Origin of the sequence: Dapis hubbardiae BLCC-M172 (genome assembly GCF_050016015.1) — a bacterium.
Classification (GTDB): domain Bacteria; phylum Cyanobacteriota; class Cyanobacteriia; order Cyanobacteriales; family Microcoleaceae; genus Trichodesmium.
Window position 1 is genome coordinate 1 of sequence record NZ_JBNHEQ010000257.1, and the last position, 6362, is coordinate 6362.

The 6362-nt window shown below is 36.4% G+C and carries 5 protein-coding genes and 1 pseudogene; 3 read left to right on the forward strand and 3 right to left on the reverse strand.

Annotation, left to right across the window (positions count from 1 at the left end):
• Positions 1 to 144: 144 nt before the first annotated feature.
• On the reverse strand, positions 145 to 1218 hold the full coding sequence (dhaK, locus tag ACP6PK_RS23960; RefSeq protein ID WP_426557974.1) for a dihydroxyacetone kinase subunit DhaK: 1074 nt from the start codon (positions 1216 to 1218) through the stop codon (positions 145 to 147).
• A gap of 106 nt (positions 1219 to 1324) precedes the next feature.
• Here dhaK and ACP6PK_RS23965 point away from each other — a divergent pair, with 106 nt between their 5' ends.
• Together ACP6PK_RS23965 and ACP6PK_RS23970 are read left to right on the forward strand one after the other, a co-directional pair.
• Positions 1325 to 1648, forward strand: a complete 324-nt coding sequence (locus ACP6PK_RS23965; protein WP_094678419.1) for a CU044_2847 family protein — start codon at positions 1325 to 1327, stop codon at positions 1646 to 1648.
• Positions 1641 to 3347, forward strand: coding sequence for an SUMF1/EgtB/PvdO family nonheme iron enzyme (locus ACP6PK_RS23970; protein ID WP_426557977.1), 1707 nt, complete (start codon positions 1641 to 1643; stop codon positions 3345 to 3347). The genes ACP6PK_RS23965 and ACP6PK_RS23970 overlap by 8 nt, the downstream gene beginning before the upstream one ends.
• A gap of 492 nt (positions 3348 to 3839) precedes the next feature.
• On the opposite strand, the gene ACP6PK_RS23975 is transcribed toward ACP6PK_RS23970, so the two are convergent.
• Together ACP6PK_RS23975 and ACP6PK_RS23980 are read right to left on the reverse strand one after the other, a co-directional pair.
• Positions 3840 to 4175 carry a XisI protein gene (locus ACP6PK_RS23975; protein ID WP_426557979.1) on the reverse strand — a complete coding sequence of 112 codons (336 nt, stop codon included), beginning with the start codon at positions 4173 to 4175 and terminating at the stop codon, positions 3840 to 3842.
• Positions 4163 to 4579: pseudogene (locus ACP6PK_RS23980) on the reverse strand (XisH family protein). The gene ACP6PK_RS23975 and the pseudogene ACP6PK_RS23980 overlap by 13 nt, the downstream one beginning before the upstream one ends.
• A 414-nt stretch (positions 4580 to 4993) precedes the next feature.
• Between ACP6PK_RS23980 and ACP6PK_RS23985 the strand changes: the two are divergent.
• Positions 4994 to 6109 (forward strand): CU044_2847 family protein, encoded by a 1116-nt coding sequence (locus tag ACP6PK_RS23985; protein ID WP_426557981.1) that lies wholly within the window; start codon positions 4994 to 4996, stop codon positions 6107 to 6109.
• Positions 6110 to 6362: the final 253 nt, after the last annotated feature.

Below are 6362 nucleotides of genomic sequence, written 5' to 3' on the forward strand. Positions count from 1 at the left end.
AATATTTAACTAAAGCTCGTAGTAGGGCTTTAGCCCGAACTGTAGATAAGACTAAAGTCCTACTACAAACAAAAACTTTTTTTGAGCAAAAAAATTAGCTCTAAATTTAACTTATGACTTCTGACTTATAACTTCTGACTTATATCAAATACCCCATCGTAATGCCGCAGTTTTCACTGGCGCATCCCAGAATTTAATCAACTCATCATCCAATTTTAACAGAGTAATAGAACAACCTTGCATTTCCAAGGAAGTAATATAATGCCCAATCAAATTACGCACAATTTTTAATCCTTTTTGTTCGCATATTTCTGCTAATTTCCGATAGACAATATATAACTCAGAAATAGGAGTACCACCCATACTATTCACAAAAGCCAGAAGGCGATCGCCAGGTTCAAATGGTGAGTCTATTAATTCCACTTCCTGCCATTCTCCTTTCACCTCATCCCACTCCCGCACCATCCGACTATAACCGACATCTTCAATAATATTAATAGCTAACATTTCTGCAATTTCATCTGCTGACTTCATCGCCATTCGTTCTCTCCCTGGTTCCCCATGAATGCCAATACCAAATTCAATTTCGTTATTGCCTAACTCAAAAGTCGGACTACCTTTAGCAGGTGTGGTGCATGATGTCAATGCCATTCCCATACTGCGCCCATTAAGATTTACTTTTCGGCAAAGGTGAGCTATTTGCTTCAGATCATAACCAGTTTCAGCAGCAGCACCACAAATTTTTTCTGCTAACACTGTTGTCCCGACACCCCGTCGCCCTTGAGTAAAAAGACTGTCCTTAACGGCAACATCATCATCTATTAATATATTCAAGACTCGGATATTTTCTGAGACAGCAAGTTCGGTTGCCATCTCAAAATTCATCACATCCCCACTATAATTTTTGACAATATTCAGAACACCTGCACCTGAATTGACAACTTTTGCTGCTTCCAACATTTGGTCAGGAGTAGGAGAAGTAAAGATTTCACCAGGGCAAGCTGCATCTAACATTCCCATCCCGACAAAACCCCCGTGCATGGGTTCGTGGCCGCTACCTCCACCGGAAATTATGGCAACTTTATTTTTTATTGGTGCATCAGCGCGGTAGATGAAATGGGGATCGAGGTTGACTTTTATGAGATCGGGGTGAGCGATCGCCATACCTTGGAGACTTTCACGAACTACATCGTTGGGATTATTAATAAGTTTTTTCATTGGATATATCCTGATTACTAATTGTATTTATATTACAAGAAAATGACCTAAGAATTACTGATATATGCTTAAATAGAATAGCAGTTAAATTCAATAATCAACGTACATGGCCACCAGACTAATTGAACTAGAAGATGGGATTTGGGTTGAAGCAGAAGTTGCAGATGATGAGGCAAAGCCAATTTCTACTAATGTTGCCAAAAAAGTCCAATCTAGTTTTGATAAAGTTAAACCTATATTAATTAGTATTAGTCGCCCTATTGCTGAAGCTTGGCAAGAAATTAATAAAGATATGGAAATTGAACAAGCTGAGGTGGAAGTGGGTTTTAATTTTGAGGGAGAAGGAAATCTATATATTACTAAAGGAAAGGCAGGTGCAAATTTAAAAGTTAAATTAGTGCTGAAACCGAAACAGTCAGAGAATGATTAATCTGAGAAAATTAAAAGAATCAATTGTTTTAATTACCAGTGCTAAAAAAGGAAATGTTATTGGCACTGGATTTGCTTTTTATCAGCAGGAAGATTATACTTATCTGCTTACTTGCGCTCATGTTGTTGAGGATGTGGGTGGTGAAGAAAATCTAAGGGTAAATGATATTCCTGTAGAACTTCTGGAAATAGGAGATCCTCAAGGTTTTGATTTAGCAATTTTAAAAGTCAAATATATTTTTCCGCCCTTAACATTAATGATTTTATATGGGGAACAAGAAAGAAGTTTTGAAATTAAAATTCCTGGTAACTTTCTTATGGGTGAAAATAAGGCACGCCGTCGCCAGATAATAACAGGAATAATGATGGTTGATGGAGAAACAGCATTACAAACAATAGATAATAAGGAAGAAGAAGTTGCTGTTGGTAAACTAGAAATAGATAAAGGAGAACTTCAAAAAGGTTATAGTGGGGCACCTGTTGTTGATTTAGAAACAGGTTTTGTTTTGGGTGTAACTACTCATAAAGTTGACAAGGAAGGAGCGAAGGAAGGAACTTTTGGCACAGCAATATCAATAGAAGCTTTGGAAAAGATTTGGCGTGAAATGCCTACTGAGATCTATGAAAAAATTGAACGAGAATCATTAGAAACTTCTGAGGATTTATCGACTGTAGAAACTGTAGAAAATTCTGAGGATTTATCGACTGTAGAAACTCCAGTAGAACCTGTAGAAAATCCTGATAATTTATCTGCTGAAGAAATTATAGCCCTCAAAAAATTAGACGTTCCTAAGAATTCACCTGCTCAACAAATTACACCACCATTTGATGTAATAACAGTCAACAGCAAAGGTGAAGAAATTAGTCGTCTTTCTGATAAAGCACCATTTTTTACTGAAGATTTGGGTAATGGCGTGATATTAGAAATGCTTTATATTCCTGGGGGTAATTTTATAATGGGTTCGCCGGAAAATGAAGAAGGAAGATATGAGTATGAAAATCCTCAACATCAAGTTACTCTGAAACCTTTTTATATGAGTAAATATCCCATTACTCAAAATCAATATCAAGCCATTATGGAAAAAAATCCCTGTTACTTTAAAGGAGGAAAACGTCCTGTAGAATATGTGTCATGGTACGATGCAACAAAATTTTGTCAAAAGCTATCTCAGAAAACGCGGAAAAACTACAGACTGCCAAGTGAGAGTCAGTGGGAATATGCTTGTCGCGCTGGAACAACCACACCTTTTTATTTTGGCGAAACTATAACGTCTGAGTTAGTTAACTATGATGGCAACTATACTTATGCTAATGCACCGAAAGGAAAAGATCGACAAGAAACAACAGATGTGGGGAGTTTTCCTCCCAATGCCTTTGGCTTATATGATATGCACGGGAATGTGTGGGAATGGTGTCAGGATGTTTGGCATGATAACTATAAACCTAGTGGTAAATTTCGATTTAAAGACCTTTTATCAAGGGTTTCGGGTAAGTTAGAAGATGCACCTACTGATGGCAGTTCTTGGGAAGCTGGGGGACATACTCATACAAGAGTGCTTCGTGGTGGCAGTTGGTACGACAATCCCAGGGATTGTCGGAGTGCCTTCCGCTGCTGGGACTATGCGGACGACTACTACTACGACTGGGGTTTCCGTGTAGTCTATTTGCCAGGTTTGTTGCCTCCTCCTTTCTGCCCCTAGCATTCTTCCCCTTTGTTCTTTTTTCCTCTTTTCTCTTCCCTTTCCGCGAAGCGGATCGATCTTTTTTGAAATTTAGGGGTTGTCATACTTGCAATGATAATGTGTGTGTTATTGTCATTGCGAGGGGGAGTGAAAATAGTTAGCTTTGGCTTTTCTATTTAACCCCCCGAAGCAATCTCTAAAACTTTAAGATTGCTTCGGGGGTATTTTGGCTAGTAGGGAAAAATTATTGTCAAATATTCCCCCTTGCTACCGCAAAGCTAGGCTAACGCAATGAAATTGAGAGGCAAACTGTCATTGCGAGGGGAAGGTGAAAATAGTTAGCTTTGACTTTTATATTTAACCCCTCGAAGCAATCTCTAGAACTGTAAGATTGCTTCGGGGGTATTTTAGCTATTAGGGAAAAATTATTGTGAAATATTCCCCCTCGCAATGACATTGAGACGCAAACTGTCATTCCACAAATACCAAAAAACTCCAAAGTTATTGATTTTACGACACAGCAAAACCTGTATATTTCCGCTTATAAGGTGCATGAAAAGCCAGAATAATATCTGATTTTGGCACTCCTAAATCTAATAATTCATTAGCAATACCGATTTCTGTACCATCATGTTGTATCCAGATTTTTTCATCTTTAATATCTATTTGCAACACACAACCTCGTACTCGTCTATTCTCATGCCAACCTACATTGAGAAGTTGATAATGATCTCTTTCTTCGTCAAAAACAACTTGTACTTCTATGTCTCCATAAGATGGTTTGTATTGACTATACTCAGTAATAATATTTTTGACATAATTCCTATATTTAGTTAATTTTTCCATTGCACAATTACCTCATTTGCAGGATTATAAATAATTAATTTTATCTGATTTTCTTCAACTGCTACTTGAGTAAATACCAGGGTAAAGAAACTTTCATAAGTATCCTCAGAAACAGCTAAATATAGACATCTTTCCGGTTCAATTCTCCTTAATACCGTTCGGTAGTTAATAAATTGCCCCAAAGCATTATGAAATTCTGAAATTAGAGACTGTCGAATAAAACTTTTAATTTCAACAGCAATTTTTTTGCCATCTTTTTCAGCGCCAACAAGTTTTTCAGCACCTAAATCAACATACAGATCGACTCCACCAAATTCTAAATAAAGAGGATCGTTAGTAATAATCTAATTTTCTTTGATTAAGGCATTTTTGACAGCATCATGGAAGACATCTTTAGCAGGCATAATTTACTACAACTTCAACACTTTATATTGTATAGCTATTTCAAAAATTATTACCATCAAAAATAGGTTAAACATATTGTCAAAAGCTTAGAGAGTAATTCTTTCAAATCAAATTAACCGTTTTTTTATATCATAGCAATTCCTTTTCCTTCAGATAACAATAATCAGTTATCAGTGTGCCTTAACTTATCTAACAAACACTATATAGAAAACAGGAATTTGTCTTCTTTGTTCCCAAATCAGATATTCCTTAAAAAAAAAATTCTGCTTCATCTATATTTATATTGATCAATGCTAGATTCACCTTTTGCTAAATATTAAAATGCTTGTTTTCTGATTTATGCAAAATTCATAGAGTAAATTACTAGAATATGTTTAAATTGAAATAGCAGTTAAATTTACTAATAAACTTATATGGCCACCAAACTAATTGAACTAGAAGATGGGATTTTGGTTGAAGCGGAAGTTCCAGATGGTGAAGCAAAACCTATTTCTACTAATGAAGTTAAAAAAGTTAAATCTACTTTTGCCCAAGTTAAACCTATATTAGTTAGTATTAGTCGTCCTATTGCTGAAGCTTGGCAAGAAATTAATCAAGATATGAAAATTGAACAAGCTGAGGTAGAAGTAGGTTTTAATTTTGAGGGGGAAGGAAATCTCTATATTACTAAAGAAAAAGCAGGTGCAAGTTTCCAAGTTAAATTAGTTCTTAAACCAAGTACGCCAAAACCATTTGAAGTCATAATAGTAAACAATAAAGGTGAAGAAGTTAATCGTAGTTCTCATGAAGTAACATCTTTTACTGAAGATTTGGGTAAAGGTATAATGTTAGAAATGGTGTCTATTCCTGGGGGTACTTTTGTGATGGGTTCGCCAGAAAACGAAGTAGAAAAAGATAATGCTGAAAGTCCTCAACATGAAGTTACTATCCAACCTTTTTCTATGAGTAAATATCCTATTACTCAAGACCAATATCAAGCTATTATGGGTGAAAACCCCTCTAATTTTAAAGGAGGAAAACGCCCTGTAGAAACTGTCACTTGGAAGAATGCTCAAAAGTTTTGTCAAAAGTTATCCCAGAAAACTAAGAAAACTTACAAACTACCAAGTGAAAGTCAATGGGAATACGCCTGTCGCGCTGGCACAACTACACCGTTTTATTTTGGAGACACTATTACTACTGACTTAGTTAACTATAATGGCGACTATACTTATGGCGATGCTCCTCAAGGTAAATTTCGAGGGGAGACAACTGATGTAGGCAGTTTTCCTCCTAATGCTTTTGGTTTATATGATATGCACGGGAATGTGTGGGAGTGGTGTCAGGATATTGGGCATGAGAATTATGAAGATGCGCCTAATGATGGTAGTGCTTGGGAAACTGGAGGAGATAGTAAGGTACGAGTTATTCGTGGTGGGTATTGGGATGATGAACCTGGAAATTGTCGGAGCGCTTCCCGTCTTTGGGGGGATGCTGACTTCTCCAATGATAACAGGGGTTTCCGGGTAGTTTATTTGCCTAATGCGTAGCTTTATACTTTTATAGCTACTATTTTTCTACTTTAAATTAAGAATATTAATGACAACCTACAGCGCTTTTCACCCTTGATAAACCACATTGTCATAACCAAAACTCTGTAGGGGTGAATGGCTATTCTCCCCTACTGTGGTCTACTGAAATGAAAACCGCTATCAATAGAAATCTCTGAAAAAGAATAAGCTTCTTACAAGATTAGGTAATAGTTAATAGGGAAGATATTTTTAGGAAAAAGGTACGGAAAAA